This is a genomic window from Burkholderia sp. BCC1988, from assembly GCF_905339895.1.
In the GTDB taxonomy this organism is placed as follows: Bacteria; Pseudomonadota; Gammaproteobacteria; order Burkholderiales; family Burkholderiaceae; genus Burkholderia.
The window spans coordinates 39,072-56,547 of record NZ_CAJPHA010000032.1; the positions used below are offsets into that span (position 1 = coordinate 39,072).

At 67.3% G+C, this 17,476-nt stretch carries 18 protein-coding genes; 7 read left to right on the plus strand and 11 right to left on the minus strand.

Annotation, left to right across the window (positions count from 1 at the left end; all coding sequences use genetic code 11):
* Nucleotides 1–13: 13 nt before the first annotated feature.
* On the minus strand, nt 14–547 hold the full coding sequence (locus U4012_RS32440; protein WP_044846474.1) for a 2,4'-dihydroxyacetophenone dioxygenase family protein: 534 nt from the start codon (nt 545–547) through the stop codon (nt 14–16).
* Nucleotides 548–724: 177 nt separating this feature from the next.
* On the opposite strand from U4012_RS32440, the gene U4012_RS32445 reads away from it, so the two are divergent.
* Nucleotides 725–1,687 carry a helix-turn-helix domain-containing protein gene (locus U4012_RS32445; RefSeq protein ID WP_321803705.1) on the plus strand — a complete coding sequence of 321 codons (963 nt, stop codon included), beginning with the start codon at nt 725–727 and terminating at the stop codon, nt 1,685–1,687.
* 92 nt (nt 1,688–1,779) lie between these two features.
* On the opposite strand, the gene U4012_RS32450 is transcribed toward U4012_RS32445, so the two are convergent.
* The 4 genes from U4012_RS32450 to U4012_RS32465 form a co-directional block, all read right to left on the minus strand.
* Complete coding sequence (locus U4012_RS32450; protein WP_415750425.1) at nt 1,780–3,369, minus strand: GMC family oxidoreductase; 1,590 nt, start codon at nt 3,367–3,369, stop codon at nt 1,780–1,782.
* 187 nt (nt 3,370–3,556) lie between these two features.
* Nucleotides 3,557–4,525 (minus strand): helix-turn-helix domain-containing protein, encoded by a 969-nt coding sequence (locus U4012_RS32455; RefSeq protein WP_321803707.1) that lies wholly within the window; start codon nt 4,523–4,525, stop codon nt 3,557–3,559.
* A gap of 629 nt (nt 4,526–5,154) precedes the next feature.
* Nucleotides 5,155–6,102 carry an aldo/keto reductase gene (locus U4012_RS32460; RefSeq protein WP_124489009.1) on the minus strand — a complete coding sequence of 316 codons (948 nt, stop codon included), beginning with the start codon at nt 6,100–6,102 and terminating at the stop codon, nt 5,155–5,157.
* 359 nt (nt 6,103–6,461) lie between these two features.
* Nucleotides 6,462–7,082 carry a LysE/ArgO family amino acid transporter gene (locus U4012_RS32465; RefSeq protein WP_124489010.1) on the minus strand — a complete coding sequence of 207 codons (621 nt, stop codon included), beginning with the start codon at nt 7,080–7,082 and terminating at the stop codon, nt 6,462–6,464.
* 106 nt (nt 7,083–7,188) lie between these two features.
* Between U4012_RS32465 and U4012_RS32470 the strand changes: the two genes are divergently transcribed.
* Nucleotides 7,189–8,082, plus strand: coding sequence for a LysR family transcriptional regulator ArgP (locus U4012_RS32470; RefSeq protein ID WP_124663577.1), 894 nt, complete (start codon nt 7,189–7,191; stop codon nt 8,080–8,082).
* Nucleotides 8,083–8,142: 60 nt separating this feature from the next.
* Here U4012_RS32470 and fnr read toward each other — a convergent pair whose 3' ends face one another.
* From fnr to U4012_RS32485, 3 genes are all read right to left on the minus strand, one after another.
* Nucleotides 8,143–8,889, minus strand: coding sequence for a fumarate/nitrate reduction transcriptional regulator Fnr (fnr, locus tag U4012_RS32475; RefSeq protein ID WP_044846467.1), 747 nt, complete (start codon nt 8,887–8,889; stop codon nt 8,143–8,145).
* A 220-nt stretch (nt 8,890–9,109) separates the two neighbouring features.
* Nucleotides 9,110–9,577, minus strand: coding sequence for a universal stress protein (locus U4012_RS32480; protein ID WP_321803714.1), 468 nt, complete (start codon nt 9,575–9,577; stop codon nt 9,110–9,112).
* A 364-nt stretch (nt 9,578–9,941) separates the two neighbouring features.
* Nucleotides 9,942–10,352: a DUF3005 domain-containing protein gene (locus U4012_RS32485; protein ID WP_321803715.1), complete on the minus strand. Its 411-nt coding sequence runs from the start codon at nt 10,350–10,352 to the stop codon at nt 9,942–9,944.
* 279 nt (nt 10,353–10,631) lie between these two features.
* On the opposite strand from U4012_RS32485, the gene U4012_RS32490 reads away from it, so the two are divergent.
* Complete coding sequence (locus tag U4012_RS32490; protein ID WP_044846464.1) at nt 10,632–10,865, plus strand: hypothetical protein; 234 nt, start codon at nt 10,632–10,634, stop codon at nt 10,863–10,865.
* A gap of 137 nt (nt 10,866–11,002) precedes the next feature.
* Complete coding sequence (gene epsC, locus U4012_RS32495; protein WP_124524118.1) at nt 11,003–11,923, plus strand: serine O-acetyltransferase EpsC; 921 nt, start codon at nt 11,003–11,005, stop codon at nt 11,921–11,923.
* A 121-nt stretch (nt 11,924–12,044) separates the two neighbouring features.
* Here epsC and U4012_RS32500 read toward each other — a convergent pair whose 3' ends face one another.
* From U4012_RS32500 to U4012_RS32510, 3 genes are all read right to left on the minus strand, one after another.
* On the minus strand, nt 12,045–12,848 hold the full coding sequence (locus tag U4012_RS32500; RefSeq protein ID WP_124530168.1) for an SDR family oxidoreductase: 804 nt from the start codon (nt 12,846–12,848) through the stop codon (nt 12,045–12,047).
* A complete protein-coding gene (gene folE / locus U4012_RS32505) occupies nt 12,848–13,477 on the minus strand; it encodes a GTP cyclohydrolase I FolE (protein WP_044846461.1) in 630 nt (209 codons plus the stop codon). The genes U4012_RS32500 and folE overlap by 1 nt, the downstream gene beginning before the upstream one ends.
* Nucleotides 13,478–13,578: 101 nt before the next feature.
* Nucleotides 13,579–14,505 (minus strand): LysR family transcriptional regulator, encoded by a 927-nt coding sequence (locus U4012_RS32510; protein ID WP_124489016.1) that lies wholly within the window; start codon nt 14,503–14,505, stop codon nt 13,579–13,581.
* 117 nt (nt 14,506–14,622) lie between these two features.
* Between U4012_RS32510 and pobA the strand changes: the two genes are divergently transcribed.
* From pobA to U4012_RS32525, 3 genes are all read left to right on the plus strand, one after another.
* Nucleotides 14,623–15,855, plus strand: a complete 1,233-nt coding sequence (gene pobA / locus U4012_RS32515) for a 4-hydroxybenzoate 3-monooxygenase (RefSeq protein ID WP_321803719.1) — start codon at nt 14,623–14,625, stop codon at nt 15,853–15,855.
* Between the two features lie 145 nt (nt 15,856–16,000).
* On the plus strand, nt 16,001–16,717 hold the full coding sequence (locus tag U4012_RS32520; RefSeq protein WP_124489018.1) for a 3-oxoacid CoA-transferase subunit A: 717 nt from the start codon (nt 16,001–16,003) through the stop codon (nt 16,715–16,717).
* Nucleotides 16,718–16,732: 15 nt separating this feature from the next.
* Nucleotides 16,733–17,389, plus strand: coding sequence for a CoA transferase subunit B (locus U4012_RS32525; RefSeq protein ID WP_012365076.1), 657 nt, complete (start codon nt 16,733–16,735; stop codon nt 17,387–17,389).
* The last annotated feature ends 87 nt before the right edge of the window (nt 17,390–17,476 follow it).

Below are 17,476 nucleotides of genomic sequence, written 5' to 3' on the forward strand. Positions count from 1 at the left end.
GCCTCGTCGCGCGTCAGCGGAACAGCTTCTCGATCGCGTGCGCGCCGAGGCCGACCTTCTCGTAATGCGCCTTGCACATCGCGATGTACGAATGCACGTCGAAGTAGCCGTCGGGGTTGCCTTCGTCGTCGAGCCAGATCAGCGGGCCCTTGACGATGAAGAACGCGCGCATCGGTTCCGGATGATCGAACGCGACGAGCGTGTGGCCTTCGCCGGGCGTTTCATACACGAAATCGCCGCGCGTCGCGGTCCATTCGTGCTCCAGGTAGCCCCACTTGCCGGACAGCGTGTAAGCGAACACCTCGTGCGGGTGGTAGTGCCGGTTCACGAGCCCGGCTTCCTTCGCCATCAGGATGTCGCACCATTTGTTCTGCGACGGCGAGATCCACAGCGGCCGCGACGAAACCGTTTCGGTGAACGGAACGTAATAGCGCGCGTCCTCGGTGGCCGCGTTCGGGATGTACGCTTCCGGCAGCGCATCGGGCTTGAACGGATTGGCAATCGGCGCGATGTTTTGCCAGAATTCGGATACGGCTTGGTCGACCACGGTTCGTCTCCTTGTGGTTAGGTGTCGTGGGGTCGACTTTAGCCAGCCGGTGCGCGCCGCTCTTGACTGGGCTGGACGAATTGCTTGATCGGGCCGGACATCGCGCAGCACCTGTAATCACAAGAACCATTCCCCAATCCGTGCCGCTCCGCACGACAGGCGCCCGCAGGAGGCGACGTGACGAATTCGACCGTTCTTTCATGCACGCGCGGCTCGACGGCCGACGTGCCGGTGCGCGACCGGATGGACTACTGGGATGCGTTCAACGCCGCGACGCTGGTCGGCCTGCGCTGCTCGTCGCTGTCGCCGGCGGGGCTCGAGGTCGAGAAGACCGATCTCGCGCTGCCGGGGCTCGGCGTGGCCGACATCAGCGGCCGCGATCACGTGATCGAGCGCAGCCCCGCGCTGGTGCGCCAGTTGCCGAAGGAGTCGCTGTTTGCGTGTCAGATCCTGAGCGGTCGCGCGTATTTCATCCAGCGCGAGCGCTGCCTGCTCGCGGAAGCCGGCGACGTCGTCGTGTACGACACGCGCGTGCCCTATCTGTTCGGATTCCTGACGCCGATGCGGCAATTGCTGATCGATATCCCGATTGCCACGTTCGACGATCGATTCGACGCGGAGCTGGCGGCGCTGCCGTTGCGGATCGCGCCGAAACCGGGCGCGGGCGCGATGCTCGGCGCGACACTGCGCGCGAGCGTCGAGCGCTTCATGAAGGCGCCGGTCGAAGACGACGCCGCGCGCTTCGTCGAACACACGCGCATGCTGGTCGCGGAACTCATCGATGCGGAAGTGAACGGCGCAGGTGCATCGCGCGCGTCGCTGTCGTACCTGCTGACCGCGAAGCAGTACATCGCGACCCGTCTCGGCGATCCGGAGCTCGGGCCGCAGGCGGTCGCCGATGCGGTCGGGCTGTCGTTGCGGCACCTGGGCCGGCTCTTCGCCGCCGAAGGCGAGTCGATCACGCAGCACATCTGGTCCGAGCGGCTGACGCATGCGCATCGCGAGCTGACCGACGCGCGCCTGCGCAAGACGAGCATCGGCGAGATCGCGTTTCGGTGGGGGTTCTCGAGCCAGGCGCACTTCAGCCGTGCGATTCGCGAGCGCTACGGTGCGTCGCCGATGACGCTGCGCAACGCTTGACGCTGCGGCAGCGAAACCGATGCCAGTGCGGCGCGTGGCTCACGCGCCGCTTTCGTTTTCATTGCATGCCGGTCGCGGCGTGAGTCGCCGCGTCACTCCGCGAGCATGAACTCGGCACAGCGTTCCGCGATCATGATCGTCGGCGCGTTCGTGTTGCCCGATACGATGCGCGGCATCACCGACGCGTCGCAGATCCGCAATCCGTCGATCCCTTGCACCGCGAGACGCGGCGTCACGACCGCGGTTTCGTCGCTTCCCATCCGGCAGGTGCCGGCCGGGTGATAGACGGTTTTCGCGCGGCGCCGCACGTAGTCGGCCAGCGCGTCGTCGGTCAGCGCTTCGGCTTCGCGGACGATGCGGGCGAGCGACGGCGCGCGGATGATCTTCCGCGCGAGCGCGACGCCGCGCACGAGGCCGTCGACGTCCGCCGGATCCGACAGTGCGCCGCTGTCGAACCGGATCGGCGCGGCCGGATCGTTGCCGCGCAGTTGCACCGAGCCGCGCGAACGCGGCCGCAGCAGGCACGGATTGATCGACAGGCCGTGGCCCGGCAGCGGTTCGCGATCGACGTCGCCGACGAGCGTCGGCAGCACGTGGAACTGGATGTCGGGGCGGCCGCTGCCGGTCGTATCGACGAACGCGCCGGATTCGACGACGTTCGACGTCAGCAGGCCCGTGCGGGTCAGCATCCATTGCAGCCCGTGCCGCAGCGCCTTCAGCCCGCGATCCTCGCCGAACAGGCTGATCGGCGCGTGGCTGTAGCCGTAGATCGAGACCTCGAGATGGTCCTGGAAATTCGCGCCGACTTCCGGGCTGTCGTGCAGCACGTCGATGCCGTATGCGCGCAGGTGCGCGCCGGGTCCGATGCCCGACAGCATCAGCAGCTTCGGCGTACTGAGTGCGCCGGCGGCGAGTACGACGTCGCCGCGCGCGGTGGCCGAGCCGGTCGCGCCGTTTTCCATCCGCCATTCGACGCCGGTCGCGCGCCGGCCGTCGAAGCGCACGCGGGTCACGCGGCAGCCGGTCAGCACGCGCAGGTTAGGGTGGCCGAGTGCGTCGGCGAGATAGGTTGCCGCGGTGCTGCCGCGCTGCCCGTCGAAAATCGTCGTGTGGTAGAAGCCGGCGCCGTGCTGCGCGGCGCCGTTGAAATCGTCGTTGTACGCGATGCCGGTTTCCTGCGCGGCCTTCACGAACGCGAGGCTCAGCGGATGCCGGAAGCGCGTGTCGCCGACCTTCAGCGGCCCGTCGGTGCCGTGGAACGGCTCGGACAGCCGCAGGTGCGACTCGGCGCGCTTGAACACCGGCAGCACGTCGCTCCAGCGCCAGCCCGTGCAGCCGAGCGCGGCCCATTCGTCGTAGTCGGCGCGCGTGCCGCGCACGTACAGCATCGCGTTGACCGAACTGCCGCCGCCGAGCGTGCGGCCCTGCGGCACGTAGGTCCTGCGTCCCGCCGCGCCGGCCTGCGGCTCGCTTTCGAACGTGACCGTGCGCTGCGTGCCGAGCACGCGGATGAACGTCGCCGGAATCCGGATGAACAGGCTGTCGTCCTTCGGGCCGTCCTCGAGCAGCAACACGCGCCTGCCGGCCTTCACCAGTCGATGTGCCACCGTGCAGCCGGCCGAACCGCCGCCGACGACGATATGGTCGTACGTCTCCATCCCGCTTTGTCTCCTCGCTGTCAGGCGGCGGAACGAGCACCGCCGCGCAGGAAGCCAGCTTAGCGACGGGCGCGTGTCCCCGTTTGACCGGGGCGGACGCCGGGCTTGCTTCGCGCGGACACGGCGGGGCGCCGCGGCGGCTCATGCAGCGATCTCGTTGCGCTGACCATTGGCCGTGGATTGCGCAGCGGGAGAACCCGACGACGAGCGGCTAGCGCGAGTTGCGCGGCACGCGCGTGTCGCTAGGCGTTTCGCCGAAGCGCGCGCGATAGCTGCGGCTGAAGTGCGCGCTGTTGTTGAAGCCCCAGCGGAACGCGATTTCGCTGACCGTCAGGTGCTTCAGCGACGGGTCGCGCAGATCGGCGCGGCAGCGTTCGAGACGCCGCGCGAGGATGTAGCGCGTGAGCGGCATCCCTTCGATTTCGAAGATGCGCGCGAGCTGGCGCGGCGACAGGTTGATCGCGCGGCTGACCGACCGGGTGTCGAGATCGTCGTCGGCGAGATGGCTGTCGATGAATGCCTTCGCGCGCGACAGCGTGTGGACGGTCGACTTGGTCGGCGACGCGTCGCCTTCGCGCAGCCGCAGCATCGACTGCATCAGGTCGAGCATCGCGGCGGCGCGCCGTTCGCGCGCGTCGGGCATCGATTCATGCGGTTCGGCGAGCAGCGCGTAGAGCTGCCGCACGGCCCACGACGTGACGCCGTCGTCGCGGTCGATCTTGACGACGCTGCGATGGCGCCACGGGCCGACGTGCGCTTCGAACACGTCGCGCGGCACGTCGAGCACGGTCATCGCCATGTTCGCGGGAAAGCCGTGACCGTACGGCATCGACGTGTCGTACAGCACGATGTCGCCGGGCGCATGCTGGATGCACTCGACGTCCTGGAACGTATAGCCCTGCCCTTCGTGCATCAGGCACACGAACACGGCGTCGCGCGGGTCCGCGTGGATGTTGTGCGGCGTGCGCACGACCGCATGCCGGTTCGCGACGATGTCGCACACGCCCAGCAGCCCGAGGTCGCGCTTGCGCAGCGACGCGTCGATGCCTTCGGACGATTTGCCGCTGCATTCGATGCGCACGAGCGAGCGGGCGACATGGTCGACCCAGAAGTCGACGCGTTCGTCGCCGCGTACGGCGCGCGTCGAGATCGACACGATTCCCGTGCTGATATCCGGCATGACGTTCTCCCAATGACCGCCCGAGCGGCGCAGTCTCGGATACGCCGGCGGGCGCGGTCAATCGGTGAAAGACCCGGGGCGGGCCCGGGATGCGCTCGCGGCGGCGCGTTGCGGCCGGATGTCCGTGTGAGTCAACGAATATGGCCGGGAAAGGCAAAACGTGCGGGCGTGTTCGGGGTACGTTGTTCGGTTCGGTTCGGTTCGGTTCGGTTCGGTTCGGTTCGGTTCGAACGATGAGGCGCGCAGCTGCTTCGTTACGCAGCTGCTTCGTTATACGGAATAAAAGTCGCGTGCCGCCGGATCGTGTCGTCGAAGCTGCGCGGTGCTCGCGTGATTCGTCGAGCTCGCATCTCGCGCGCTGGCGAAGCGATGGCTGTATGCATGTTTGCGTGCCGCCGATGACCTGGGGCAGCGGTGTGTCGTGGATTTTTTTCGTTGTGTTGGAGCAGAAGCGCGTGTTGTCGGATCGCATTGCCGAAACCGCGCGCCGGTCGAGTGATTCGCGGCGCTCTTCCCGCGCGCGCGGCGTGAGCGATGCCGACATCCCTGTTCGCGTCACCCGCGCGTCGCACCGGCGGCTTGAAGCGCGAAACGCCGCGATTCAAGCCGTCATCTGCTTGTACGCGACGTCAGACCGCGCTGGCCGCGTCGATCTTCCGAATGTCCTCATCGTCGAGCCGCACGCGGATCGCTTCGCCGAGCAGCGCGAGCTGTTCGAGCGACGTCGCGCTCGCGATCGGCGCGGTGATCGTCGGCCGCGCGATCTGCCATGCGAGCGCGATCGCGGCCGGCTGCGTGCCGTGCTTCGCCGACACATCGTCGAGCGCCGCGAGAATGCGCAGGCCGCGCGCATCGAGATAGCGGGCGACGCGGTCTCCACGCACGCTCTTCTTCAGGTCGGCCTCGCTGCGGTACTTGCCCGACAGGAAGCCGCTCGCGAGCGCGTAGTAGTTGACGACGCCGAGCTGCAGGTCGCGCACGACCGGTTCGAGATCGCGCTCGTAGTCGGCGCGGTTGATCAGGTTGTATTCCGGCTGGATCACCTGGTACGCGGGCAGGCCGTCGCGCTTGCTGATGTCGGCGGCTTCGCGCAGGCGCGCGCCGCTGTAGTTCGACGCGCCGATGATGCGCACCTTGCCCGCGTCGATCAGCGTCTGGTATGCGGCAAGCGTTTCTTCGAGCGGGGCCGTATCGGCCAGATCGCGGTGCGAAAAATACAGGTCGATGTAGTCGGTCTGCAGGCGGCGCAGCGAATCGTCGGCGGCCTTCAGGATGTTGTCTTTCGTGAGGCCCGCACGCGCGTCGAGCAGGCCGACCTTGGTCGCGATCACGACCTGGTCGCGCTTGCCGGAACGCTTCAGCCACTTGCCGATGATCGTCTCCGATTCGCCGCCGCGGTTGCCGGGCACCCAGGCCGAATAGACGTCGGCGGTGTCGATGAAGTTGATGCCGGTGTCGGCGAGCGCGTCGAGCAGCGCAAACGATGCGTTTTCGTCGACGGTCCAGCCGAAGACGTTGCCGCCGAAGGCGAGCGGGGAAACCTGGATGTCCGAGGTGCCGAGGGTGCGTAGTGCCATGTTGCTCTCCGGAATCTGAAGGGTGACGGGTTGGAACGACGGGATTGGCCGCGATGAATGCGACGGGACGGCGGTCGGGTGAAGCACGTTCGCCGTTGTCGCGGGACGCTGGAACATTCTCGCCGATCGACCGGATTCGTGCAGCGGGCGCGCGGCCGTGAAGACGGAGGAATTGCAGCGGACGGCGGACGCGTCGTCTGCTGCGTGGGTCATTCGTGCCGCCGCGTTCGATCGGGAACCGAATTTTGTTGCGGCCGGGCGTGGCAGCGGGAGAGACGGGCGGAGCCGGCCGCTTCGCCGCGGCGGAACGAAAAACGGGCGGCAAGTTGCCGCCCGCGATCGATCATTCACCGAGGCCGTTATCGCAACTGCACGGCCGCCAGGAACAGCACCATGCTGCCGATCGCGCCGTCCAGCACGCGCCACGCGACGGCCTTGCGGAACCACGGCGCGAGCAGTCGCGCACCGTATCCGAGCCCGAGGAACCACACGACGCTGACCGACATCGCGCCGATCGCGAACGCCAGCCGCGTGCCCTCCGGCTCCCGCGCACCGGCCGTGCCGATCAGCAGGAACGTATCGAGATACACGTGCGGGTTGAGCCACGTGAACGCGAGCGTCATCAGCACGATCGCGACCGCGCTCTGCGGCGGCGGCGCGACGGCGTCGCCGCGCACGTCGAGCGTTGCGTGTCCCGGCTTGAACGCGCGACGCAGCGCGTTGAAGCCGAACCATGCGAGATACGCGAGACCGACGTACAGCACCATGTGGACGAAGGTCGGATAGCGTTCGACGAGGACCGACGCGCCGCCGACGCCCGCGCCGATCAGGATCATGTCGGACAGCGCGCACAGCAGCACGATCTTGCCGACATGCGAGCGCATGATGCCTTGCCGGAGCACGAATGCGTTCTGCGCGCCGATGGTGACGATGAGCGACCCGCACAGGGCGGCGCCGTGGGAAAAAGCGATCCAGTTCATGATGGGGAGCGGTGACGCAGTAGACGGGTGAATCGGTTGGCGCTAGTCTGCGGTCAGTTGGAACATAAGAGAAGCTAATTCACCTAATGCCGATTAAGGAAATCTAATGCTCGACTACGCATTGCTCGATGCCCTCGCGGCGGTGATCCGGCACGGTTCGTTCGAGCGGGCGGCCAAGGAGCTGAACGTCACGCCGTCGGCGGTATCGCAGCGCGTGAAGCTGCTGGAGGAGCGCGTCGGCAGCGTGCTCGTCAAGCGCGGGCAGCCGTGCGTCGCGACGACGTCGGGTGCGCTGCTGTGCAGGCATACGGAGCGCGTGCAGTTGCTCGAGGCCGAACTGGGCGGCCGGATGCCCGCCTTGCCGGGCCAGATCGCGAGCGCATGGCCGACGTTGCGTGTCGCCGTCAACGACGACAGCGTCGCGACCTGGTTCATCGATGCGGTCGGGCCGTTCTGCACCGAGCGCGAGACCTTGCTCGACCTCGTGATCGACGACCAGGACCATACGGCCGCGCGTATTCGCGACGGCAGCGTGCAGGGCGCGGTGACCGCGCAGGCCGAGCCGATCCAGGGATGCCGGTCGACGCGGCTCGGGCGTATCCGCTATCGCGCGGTGTGTTCGCCGGCGTTTTACGCGCGCTATTTTGGTGCGGGCATCACGCGCGATGCGCTGCGCCGCGCGCCGTGCGTGATGTTCAATTCGAAGGACGGCTTGCAGGCGCGCTTCATCCGGCGCGTGACGCGCGCGGATCTCGATCCGCCGCAACACTGGATCCCGCACGTCGCAGGCTACCTGCGCGCTTGCGAAACGGGGCTGGGATGGGGGATGTGCCCGGACCGGATGGTCGATCGCCAGCTGGCGGCGGGCGAACTGGTCGACATGTCGCGCGGGCGGACCGTCGATATCGATCTGTACTGGCAGAGCTGGCGCCTGTCGATCGGCTGGCTCGACGACTTCAGCGCGGCACTGAAGGCGCGCGCCGCGCTGTTTCTCGACTGATCGAGGCGGGCGCGGCGGATCGTGGCGGGCGGCGGCGCCCAGGTCACGCGCCGCGCGGGGTCAGACGTGGTGCAGGCCGTCGAAGTCGACGATCTGCACGAGGCGGCCGTGCATTTCGATCAGGCCGCGCTTCTGGAACTTCGACAGTGTGCGGCTGACCGTTTCGAGCGTCATGCCGAGGTAGCTGCCGATGTCTTCGCGCGTCATCCGCAGGTTGAATTCCGACGGCGAGTAACCGCGCTTCAGGTAGCGCGCCGACACGTCGAGCAGGAATGCGGCGACGCGCTCTTCGGCGTTCAGCGAACCGAGCAGCATGGTCTGCGACGTTTCGCGCACGATCTGCTCGCTCATCAGCTTGTGCATGCGCAGCTGCATCGTGCCGGCTTCCGAGCACAGCGACTTGAGCGCGCTGTACGGAATCACGCAGACCGAGCTGTCTTCCAGCGCGACCGCGGTGCGCGGGTGCGTGTCGTCGCAGATGCCGTCGAGGCCGAGCGCCTCGCCCGCCAGGTGCAGGCCGGTGACCTGCTCGCGGCCGTCGTGGCGCGTGGCGACGGTTTTCAGCGAACCCGAGCGCACGGCGTACAGGTTGTCGAAGGTGTCGCCTTCGCGGAACAGCGCTTCGCCGCGCTTGACCGGGCGCGCCGCGCAGATGACCGATTCGAGGCGGCTGAGCGCGTCGGGTGCGAGGCCCTGCGGCATGCACAGGTGCCGCATTGCGCATGACGAGCAGTGCGGGGCCTGGCGGGGCGCCCAGGTGCCTGCATGGGACGGAACGGCGGGGCGTGTGGCGACGGGCGTCAACATGATCGTTTACTCCGGCATTGAATCGACGGAATCATTGTCCCACCGCAAGTTGCCGCTGTCGGGCGACAAAACGTCGCGACCGCGCGCACATGCCGCGGGCATCGCAGCAGCCTGCGTGCAGGCATGCCGCTGCGCATGCGCGGCGCGCCGCGCACGCCGATGCCGATGCCGATGCCGATGCCGATGCCGATGCCGATGCCGATGCCGATGCCGACACCGATCAGCCCTCCTGATCGTCCGTATGCGCGGCGGCCGGGATCAGCAGCACGGGCAGCGTCGCATGCCGCACGCACTGTTCGGCGATGCTGCCGAGCACGAGGCGACGGAACCCGCGGCGGCCGTGCGTGCCGAGCACGAGGAGGTCGGCGCCGAATGCTTTCGCACCGTCGAGGATCAGCGTCGACACGTCGTTGAGCGACGACGCCTCGCTCGTCAGCGTCTCGCCCTTCACGCCGGCCGTCTGCATCAGCTTCTTGAATTCAGCCGCGAGCGCATTGCCTTGCGCGATGAGCTGATCGCGCAGCACGGACGGGTCGTAGCCCGGCACGTTGTAGTAGATCGCGGCGTTTTCGACGACGTAGAACGGCTGCAGTTCGGCACCGTGCTCCTTCGCGAGCGCGAGGGCGGCATTGAACGCGTGGCGTGCGGTGTCGCTGCCGTCGATGGCAACCAGAATGCGCTTGTACATAGTGTCTCCAAGTGGCGGATTGAACGGAAGTCGGCCGAACGGCCGGGCCGGCCGTGCGTCGCTGCGAGGCAGGGTAAACCAACGGCAGGGACTTTGCAGCGACGTGCCGGTGGTCGCGAATGGGCATTGAATCGCATCCGTATCGCGAGGACGTGACTTCGATCAACGCCGATGCATCGACGTCGTGAAATCCTGCGGGCCGAACCCGAACCGGGCGCTGATATCGATTTCAGCGCCGATTTGGAAGATCGCACCGCCTGCGCATCGACCGACCGGCGCGCAAACGCGCACGCCGGTCCGCCGCCATCGGCCGTCGGCGCCCTTCAACCCGCCGATCGAACGATCGATTCAAACGCTGCGTGCGTTATCGCGGCACCGCGGTGATTTCGATCACCCGTTCCGGCCGGCGTCCGTGGCCGGGCCAGTGCGCGCTGCCGTACATCCGGTGAACCGGGCCGTACGGCGCGTCGCCCGCGCGCGACGGCGCGTCGAACCCCTTCTCGATCACCATGTAGCCGGCCCGCAGCGCGAACGCCGGATGATTGCCGCCCGGCCGGCTGTCGAAGCCGGCGAGGCCGTCGCCGGCCTCGGGCATCGCGTTGACGAGCGACGCGTTGCTGCCCGTGATCTGGTCGGGCGGGAAGGGGGCGCCGCTCGCGAGACGCGCCGCTTCGCGATTCTTGCCGTCGGTGTCGACGGTGCTGTCGTGCGTGTCGTCGTTGTCGAGTTCGATGCTGCGCGGATGCGCGGCGTGCGCTTGAGCTGACGTTTCCATCACGGCTCTCCTGGCGGCGTAGCGCTCCGGATCGAAGCAAATCCCGTTCCGGGCAAGACGGGAAAATGGTGCGCGGGCGATCGCCGCAGTCGCGTGGCGCGCACTGATTTGTCATGATTTATTTCAGCTAGAACACCCGTTTTCTACAGAGTATGATTCTTTTCCTGCGAAGCGGCGACAGGGGATGCAGTACGCGCCGACTCTGCCCGCACCGGGCGCCGCAGCACCCTTAGAGACGGGTAGCGAACAACAAGCAAAGGGACTAGAGGTGGCGGATTCATGCAAGCGACTACTGCCTTCACGCACCGCGGTTATCTGTTGAATTGCGCGCCCGCGCGCGCCACTGACGGGTCGTTCAAGCCCTACGTCGTGATCTCCCGATCGAGTGACGGGGAACTCGTCGCGAACCGTTTTTTCCCGAGCGAGCTCCAGTTCAACGACGAAGGCGACGCGATCGCGCATGCGCGCGACTGGGCCGTGCGCTGGATCGACGCGAGCAGCGTCACGATCTGACGCCGTCGCGCGGCGGCAGCGGCGGCCGTCCGGCCGATCCCCCGGCGTGCCGCTGCCCGGCAAAAACGCGGTAATCTTGCGGAACCCGTCACTTTATTAGCGGCCGTGCGATCGCGCGCGGCTGCCTGCATTGGCATATGTCGACATCACCCGCCCGTCAGTGGGGCCTCGAAGAAATCGTTGCCGGCTTGCGCGAATCGCGCGAGGAACTTCACCGCACGCGTCATCCGCGTGGCATCCGCGAGCTGCCGTCACGCGACGCGATCTGCAAGATCGTCACCGGCCTGCGTGCGTCGATGTTCCCGACGCACTACGGCGCGCCGGATCTGACCGACGAAAGCGTCGACTACTACGTCGGCCACACGCTAGAAAGCACGCTGCGGATCCTGTCCGAACAGATCCGCCGTGCGCTGCCGTTCCTGCCGGAGCATGCGGACACGCCATTCGCGGAACTCGACGAACGCGCGTTCGAGATCGCGCGCGAGTTCGGCCGGCAGTTGCCGGCGGTTCGCGCGCTGCTGGTCAGCGACATCCAGGCTGCCTACGCGGGCGATCCGGCCGCGCAGCACATCACCGAGATCCTGCTGTGCTATCCCGGCGTGTTCGCGATGATGCACCATCGGCTCGCGCATGCGCTGCACCAACTCGGTGTGCCGCTGCTCGCCCGTTTCATCAATGAAATCGCGCACTCGGCCACCGGCATCGACATTCACCCGGGCGCGCAGATCGGCCCGAGCTTCTTCATCGACCATGGCACCGGTGTCGTGATCGGCGAAACCGCGATCATCGGCGAGCGCGTGCGCGTGTACCAGGCCGTCACGCTCGGCGCGAAGAGCTTCCCGGCCGATGGGGACGGCACGCTGGTGAAGGGCAACGCGCGGCATCCGATCGTCGAGGACGACGTGGTGATCTATGCGGGCGCGACCATTCTCGGCCGCGTGACGATCGGGCGCGGCTCGGTGATCGGCGGCAACGTGTGGCTCACGCACAGCGTGCCGCCCGGCACGAGCGTCGCGCAGGGCAAGGTCCGCGAAGGCGGCAGCGGCGAGAAGCCGTAACGCGGCGCGCGAACGGCGAAACTGTCGTTCACGCGGCGCAGGCGCAGGCGAAGGCGCGCACCCAACACCAGCACACCGGTGTGCCAAGAGGGTGCACGGCTGCCGCCGCACCCCCGCTTCGTCAGTGCTTGCCGGCCGGCGAGCGATGCTTGTAGAGCACGTCCTGGTCGACGCGGATCAGGTTCTGCCCCGCATCGACGACGAAATCCACGCCGTTGTACGCGCTGCCCGTCAGCAGCAGGATCGCGCTCGCGACATCGTCGGGGCCGGCGATGCGCGCGAGCGGCGTCGACGCGCGGCTCGCGTGTTCGAAGTCGGCCTGCGTCTGGTCGTCGCTCGGCAGCATCAGCCCAGGGAACACAGCATTCACGCGCAGCACCGGCGACGACGACAGCGCGAGCATCTGCGTGAGGTTGCCGAGCGCGGCCTTCGCGACCGTGTAGCTGAAATGGTCGCGGTGGAAGTTTTCCTTGATCTTCTGGTCGACCACGTTGACGACGACGCCCTGCGTGCCGGCCGCACGGGCCCGTTCGTAGAACGCGCGCGTGAGCAGGATCGGCGCGCGGCAGTTGACGGCCCACGCCTGGTCGAATGCCGCGAGGTCGAAGCTCGGGAAATGGTCCTGCCAGAACACCGACGCGTTGTTGACCAGCACGTCGAGGCGGCCGAAGCGCGCATACACCTGGTCGATCAGTGCGGTGATCTGCGCGGCATCCGACAGGTCGGCCTGCAACGCGACCGAATCATGCCCGCGTTCGGCGATCGTGCGGGCGGCCGCCTGCGCGGCATCGGCGGAGCGGTCGTAATGGACCGCGGTGCGATAGCCGTGCGCGGCGAAATACTCGGCGAACGCGCGCCCGGCCCGGCGCGCGGCGCCGGTCACGAGCACGACCGGCGCGTGTGCCGCTTGCTTCGTGGACTGCATTACGTATTCGTCAGGTTGACTGAAGAAGGATTCGCGACGATCGACAGGAATTCGCGCCGCGTCGACGGATCGGTGCGGAACGTGCCGAGCATGCGCGACGTGACCATTTCGACGCCCGGCTTGTGAATGCCGCGCGTCGAGATGCACTGGTGCGCGGCTTCGAGGATCACGCCGACGCCCTTCGGCTGCAGCACGTCGAACAGCGTGTCGGCGATCTGCACGGTCATCTTTTCCTGGATCTGCAGGCGCTTCGCGAACGCGTCGACGAGGCGCGCGAGCTTCGAGATGCCGACGACGCGATGGTTCGGCAGATATGCGACGTGCGCGCGGCCGATGATCGGCACCATGTGGTGCTCGCAATAGCTCTCGAAGCGGATGTCCTTCAGCACGATCATCTCGTCGTAGCCGTCGACTTCGCTGAACGTGCGCGCGAGGATGTCGCGCGGTTCCAGCGCATAGCCGGCGAAGAACTCTTCGTATGCGCGCACGACGCGCGCCGGCGTGTCGAGCAGCCCTTCGCGGGCGGGATCGTCGCCGGCCCAGCGCAGCAGCACGCGAACGGCATCCTCCGCTTCTTCGCGGCTCGGCCGGGATGCGGCCGGCTCGGGCCGCGCGTTCTTTTTACCCATCTAGTCGCTCCATCGAATGCGGCCGCCTGCGGCGGCGCGGATATCCGGTCATTGTTTCATGCTTTCGCGGGTCGTGCGTGCGGCCTGCCGCACACCCCGCGTCACTTCGGCCACTCGTCCTGCTCGTCGTTGAACAGCGACGCGACGACGCCGCGCAGCCACGCGGTGCGCGGATCGTTGTGGAACTTGCGATGCCAGTGCTGCTTCAGGTCGAAGCGCGGCAGCGGCACCGGCGGCTCGACCGGCACGATGAACGCGTGCTCGGCCGCATACGCATAGCCGATCGCATGCGGCACCGTCGCGATCAGGTCGGTGCGGCTCAGGATGAACGGCAGGCTCATGAAGTGCGGCGTCTCGAGCACCGCGCGGCGCTGCATGCGCTGCTTCGCGAGGTATTTCTCGAGCACCTCCTGGCTGCGCCCTTCGGCGCGCACCACCGCATGCCCGCATGCGAGGAACTGCTCGGCCGTGAACGGGCGCGCCTGTTCGAGCGGATGGCCGCGCCGCATCAGGCAGACGAACCGGTGTGTAAACAGACGCTGCTGGAAGAAGTTGTTGCCGTCGAGATCGGGGAAATAGCCGACCGCGAGATCGATCGAGCCGGCTTCGAGGCCGCGGCCGACTTCGTCGTGTGCGAGCGAGACCGAGCGCAGGTTCGCGTGCGGCGCGCGCGTCGCGAACGCCTGCAGCAGCTTCGGCAGGAATACGATCTCGCCGACGTCCGACAGCGCGATCGAGAACGTATGCGTGCTCGCCGCCGGATCGAAGTCGTGCGGCGCGACGAGGCCGCGCTCGATCTGCGCGAGCGCATCGCGCGCGGCCGGCAGCAGCGCGAGCGCGCGCGGCGTCGGCTCCATCCCGCGCGACGTGCGCACGAACAGCGGATCGCCGAAATACTCGCGCAGGCGGCCGAGCGCGGTGCTCACGCGCGGCTGGCTCACGCCGAGCAGGTCGCCGGCGCGGCTGACGTTGCGCGTGTCGTCTAGCGCGACGAGGTACGGAATCAGGTTCAGATCGAGCGTTTCCATCACGGGAGCCAGTATCTTCAAAGCGTATACAACATATCTCCTGAATCGCGTTGCTGCATAGTCGGGAAAGCGCTCAAATGGGTTCCATTACTCGAACCAATGTTCTGGAGACGAACAATGCGCACCCAGGTCGCCATCATCGGCGCCGGTCCGTCCGGCCTTTTGCTTTCCCATCTGCTGCGCCTGCAAGGCGTGGATTCCATCCTCGTCGAGGCGCGTTCGCGCGAATATTGCGAGAACCGCATCCGCGCCGGCGTGCTGGAGCAGGGCACGGTCGACACGCTCAACGAAGCCGGCCTCGGCGACCGGATGCGCCGCGAGGGGCTCGAACACCACGGCATCGAGCTGCTGTTCTCGGGCCAGCGCCATCGCATCGACCTGAGCGCGCTCACCGGCGGGCGCGCGATCACCGTCTACAGCCAGCACGAAGTGGTGCGCGACCTGATCGCGGCCGGCGTCGAGCACGGCCACGCGATGCATTTCGAAGTGAGCGACGTTGCGCTGCACGATGTCGAGAGCGAGCACCCGTTCGTCACGTTCAAGCATGCCGACGGCCGCGAAGACCGCATCGACTGCGACTACATCGCCGGCTGCGACGGCTTTCACGGCATCGCGCGCCAGACGATTCCGGCCGAGCGACTGAACACGTTCGAGCGCGTCTATCCGTTCGCGTGGCTCGGCATCCTCGCCGACGCGGCGCCGTCGCTCGACGAACTCGTCTACGCGCATCACGACAACGGTTTCGCACTGTTCTCGATGCGCTCGCCGACGGTCACGCGCCTCTACCTGCAGTGCAAGCCCGACGAAGACCTCGCCGAATGGTCCGACGCGCGGATCTGGGACGAACTGCACACGCGCTTCTCGAACGACACCGGCTGGACGCCGACCGAGGGCCGGATCACGCAGAAGAGCGTGACGCCGATGCGCAGCTTCGTGTCGGAGACGATGCAGCACGGCCGCCTGTTCCTCGCCGGCGACGCCGCGCACATCGTGCCGCCGACCGGCGCGAAGGGGATGAACCTCGCGGTGGCCGACGTCCGCGCGCTGTCCCGCGCGCTCGGCGCCCGCTATCGCAACGGCGACGCCACGCCGCTCGAGCGCTACTCGGCGACCTGTCTCGAACGCGTGTGGCGCGCCGAGCATTTCTCGTACTTCATGACGAACATGCTGCATGCGTCACCGGAGGACTCGCCGTTCGTCAATCGCCTGAAGTTTGCCGAGCTGAAGTACGTGACGCGCTCGCGGGCCGCCGCGCAGTCGCTCGCCGAAAACTACGTCGGCCTGCCGTTCGACGACCAGACGCCCCCCGAGGGATCCCGCCTTGACAACGCGCTGTGCGCGACTCTATGATCGGCCCAGCGTTCGCTAATCGAATCTCGGTTCGAATAGCGAACAAATGCCGAAGGTCGACGACGGCCTTCGACGCGGCACGCGACACGCGCGTGTCCCCTCGACAGGCCGCGCATCGTGCCGCGGGTTCGTATCAGGAAGAGACATGGTCAACAAGATTTTCGAATCGCTTCAATCGGCGGTCGCGGACGTCCACGACGGCGCGACCATCATGATCGGCGGGTTCGGCACGGCAGGCATGCCGTCCGAGCTGATCGACGCGCTGATCGAGCAGGGCGCGCGCGGCCTGACGATCGTCAACAACAACGCGGGCAACGGCGAGACCGGCCTCGCGGCGCTGCTCAAGGCGAAGCGGGTGCGCAAGATCATCTGCTCGTTCCCGCGCCAGAGCGACTCGCAGGTGTTCGACGCGCTGTATCGCGCGGGCGAGATCGAGCTGGAGCTCGTGCCGCAGGGCAACCTCGCGGAGCGGATCCGCGCGGCGGGCGCCGGCATCGGCGGCTTCTTCACGCCGACCGGCTTCGGCACGAAGCTCGCGGAAGGCAAGGAAACGCGTGTGATCGACGGCAAGTCGTACGTGTTCGAGACGCCGATCCACGCCGATTTCGCGCTGGTCAAGGCGTACAAGGGCGATCGCTGGGGCAACCTCGTCTATCGCAAGACCGCGCGCAACTTCGGGCCGATCATGGCGAGCGCCGCGAAGGTCGCGATCGTGCAGGTGTCGGAAGTCGTGCCGCTCGGCGGGCTGAACCCGGAACACATCGTGACGCCGGGCATTTTCGTGCAGCGCGTCGTCGAAGTGCCGCAGGCCGCGCACGCGGCCGAGCTGGCTGCCGAACATGCTGCATCGCAAGCTGCCTGACCGAGGAGACCCGACATGAAACGACTGACCCGCGATGAAATGGCCAAGCGCGTCGCCCAGGACATTCCCGAAGGCGCGTACGTGAACCTCGGCATCGGCGTGCCGACGCTGGTGGCGAACCACCTCGATCCGAGCAAGGAGATCTTCCTGCACAGCGAGAACGGCCTGCTCGGGATGGGCCCGGCGCCCGCGCCCGGCGAGGAAGACGACGAACTGATCAACGCCGGCAAGCAGCACGTGACGCTGCTCACCGGCGGCGCGTATTTCCACCACTCGGATTCGTTCGCGATGATGCGCGGCGGCCACCTCGACTACTGCGTGCTCGGCGCGTTCCAGGTGTCGGCGAACGGCGATCTCGCGAATTGGCATACGGGCGCGCCCGATGCGATTCCGGCCGTTGGCGGCGCGATGGACCTCGCGATTGGCGCGAAGCAGGTGTTCGTGATGATGGAGCATCTGACGAAGCAGGGCGAGAGCAAGATCGTCGCGCAGTGCTCGTATCCGGTCACCGGCGTGCAATGCGTGAGCCGCATCTATACCGATCTCGCGGTGCTCGACGTGACGGCCGACGGCCTCGCGGTGAGCGAGATCTTCACCGACCTGTCGTTCGACGAACTGCAGAAGCTGACCGGCGTGCCGCTGATCGACGCGACGCGCAAGGCCGCGGCCTGACCGGCAAGCGTGCCGGCGCGCGCGATCGCGCGCACGCCGGCACGCTTGGGTAGACAATAAGCGCACGCCGTTTCCCCAATCTGATGC

Excerpts from the sequence above, each read along its gene's own strand:
- U4012_RS32490 (WP_044846464.1), top strand. The coding sequence starts at position 10,632 with ATGCAAGCGACTACTGCCTTCACGCACCGCGGTTATCTGTTGAATTGC.
- U4012_RS32520 (WP_124489018.1), top strand. The coding sequence starts at position 16,001 with ATGGTCAACAAGATTTTCGAATCGCTTCAATCGGCGGTCGCGGACGTC.
- pobA (WP_321803719.1), top strand. The coding sequence starts at position 14,623 with ATGCGCACCCAGGTCGCCATCATCGGCGCCGGTCCGTCCGGCCTTTTG.
- epsC (WP_124524118.1), top strand. The coding sequence starts at position 11,003 with ATGTCGACATCACCCGCCCGTCAGTGGGGCCTCGAAGAAATCGTTGCC.
- U4012_RS32525 (WP_012365076.1), top strand. The coding sequence starts at position 16,733 with ATGAAACGACTGACCCGCGATGAAATGGCCAAGCGCGTCGCCCAGGAC.
- folE (WP_044846461.1), bottom strand. The coding sequence starts at position 13,477 with ATGGGTAAAAAGAACGCGCGGCCCGAGCCGGCCGCATCCCGGCCGAGC.
- U4012_RS32465 (WP_124489010.1), bottom strand. The coding sequence starts at position 7,082 with ATGAACTGGATCGCTTTTTCCCACGGCGCCGCCCTGTGCGGGTCGCTC.
- U4012_RS32480 (WP_321803714.1), bottom strand. The coding sequence starts at position 9,577 with ATGTACAAGCGCATTCTGGTTGCCATCGACGGCAGCGACACCGCACGC.
- U4012_RS32470 (WP_124663577.1), top strand. The coding sequence starts at position 7,189 with ATGCTCGACTACGCATTGCTCGATGCCCTCGCGGCGGTGATCCGGCAC.
- U4012_RS32485 (WP_321803715.1), bottom strand. The coding sequence starts at position 10,352 with ATGGAAACGTCAGCTCAAGCGCACGCCGCGCATCCGCGCAGCATCGAA.
- U4012_RS32455 (WP_321803707.1), bottom strand. The coding sequence starts at position 4,525 with ATGCCGGATATCAGCACGGGAATCGTGTCGATCTCGACGCGCGCCGTA.
- U4012_RS32460 (WP_124489009.1), bottom strand. The coding sequence starts at position 6,102 with ATGGCACTACGCACCCTCGGCACCTCGGACATCCAGGTTTCCCCGCTC.
- fnr (WP_044846467.1), bottom strand. The coding sequence starts at position 8,889 with ATGTTGACGCCCGTCGCCACACGCCCCGCCGTTCCGTCCCATGCAGGC.
- U4012_RS32500 (WP_124530168.1), bottom strand. The coding sequence starts at position 12,848 with ATGCAGTCCACGAAGCAAGCGGCACACGCGCCGGTCGTGCTCGTGACC.
- U4012_RS32510 (WP_124489016.1), bottom strand. The coding sequence starts at position 14,505 with ATGGAAACGCTCGATCTGAACCTGATTCCGTACCTCGTCGCGCTAGAC.